The sequence below is a fragment of the Brevibacterium sp. Marseille-P9724 genome, assembly GCF_902500275.1.
Taxonomy (GTDB): Bacteria; Actinomycetota; Actinomycetes; order Actinomycetales; family Brevibacteriaceae; genus Brevibacterium.
Map to the genome: position 1 here is coordinate 1 of NZ_LR723007.1, position 1332 is coordinate 1332.

General features: G+C 68.2%; 1 protein-coding gene and 1 pseudogene. Both read right to left on the bottom strand.

Translation table 11 applies throughout. From position 1 onward, the window contains the following. Window positions 1-402: hypothetical protein (locus GC119_RS11155; protein WP_151953141.1), on the bottom strand; the 402-nt coding region annotated here is incomplete at its 3' end. Continuing rightward, window positions 399-1332 (bottom strand): annotated as a pseudogene (locus GC119_RS10850) (RNA helicase domain-containing protein); the annotation flags it as partial. The pseudogene GC119_RS10850 and the gene GC119_RS11155, both read right to left, overlap by 4 nt.

Genomic DNA, 1332 nt, shown 5'->3' on the forward strand with positions numbered 1-1332 from the left:
CTCAACCCCGAGCAGGTGCGCCGCCACGGCGGCGTCCAACTCCTCCGAGCGGGAGGCGTGGAGGGCATCGCGTACGACGGTCCGTACCCACGTGCTCGGAGCCAGCCCGAGCCGCTTCGCACGAGTGCGAAGCGCCGCGAGCGTCTCCTCCCCGAAGTCGGTATCGAGCTTCGCGCGGCCCCCACGACGACGCTTCGCGCCGCCGTGACTCTGACGCACAGCCTCCGCATCAGCCCGACCGGTGTTCACCTGGGAGTCGGTCTGCTGCTCCACCTGTACGCCAGAGTGGCAAGCAGTAGGCCTGTCGGACACATCGCTGACGCTCGTGTCCTCCAGCCCTGCTTGCGAGGGGCCTCCGGCCCCCTCGACCCCCTGGAAGAGCGAATGCTGATCGGTGCTCATGCGGCACCTTCGATCAGCGCCAGCGGCACGTCCGGACTTCGCACCGCGAGCCCGCTGAGCAGCTCCGCGACCGCACCGTCCGCGTCGTGTTCCGCCGAGGTCTCCGGACCGTACGTAAGTTCCCGCGACCCGGCGTTCTGGTGGTACGCGTTGCCGTACATGCCGGGCGTGTGCGCGGCGGTCGGGATGCTGCACTGGTGCCACTCGTAGGGCTCGATCTTCCCGATGTGCTGCACGAGGTAGCGGTTGATGTCGTCGGCGCGGTAGACCTTCACGACCGACGCCAGGCGGCGGATGAACTGGTCCAGCGCCTCGTCCACGTTGCCCTTCTGGCGGGCGTAGTAGAAGAACTCGACCGGCTCGATCGTCGCCGTAATCACGATGAGGCGCGGAGCCACCTCGCCCTTGTTCTTGTACCGAGCCTTCGCAGGCGAGGCGTTATACGGATCGAGCAGCAGCAGCCAATCGTTCGCGTCCATCGCCGAGGCCCGCAGATCGTCCAGCAGCAGCACCTCCTCGCCCCGCCAGTCATCCAATGGGTTCCCCGTCGCGGCACGGTAGACCTGCCACCGCTCGCCATGTGCATTGGCCGCGCTAATCGCCTCGGTGATGAAATCCGTTGCGAACCGAGTCTTGCCGATTCCGGCATCCCCGTGGACGAACACCACGTGCGTCGAGAAGGCACCGGCGCGCAGCTTCGCGGCCGCCCGGTACGCGCCGCACTGGCCGACCCCCGCGTGGTGGACAAGGCCGGTCTCGAAGCGGTGATCGAGGAGCAGAACCAGCAGCTCGACGACGCCGGGGAACGTGTGCCGAGGATGCGGCTGCACAGCCCCGTCAGCAAGAAGGGCAAGCGCGCCGGGCAGGAGACCTGGACGCTCTACATCGAGGACCGCCGCGGCGAGTCCGGCCGCGCCGATCGCCGCAAAC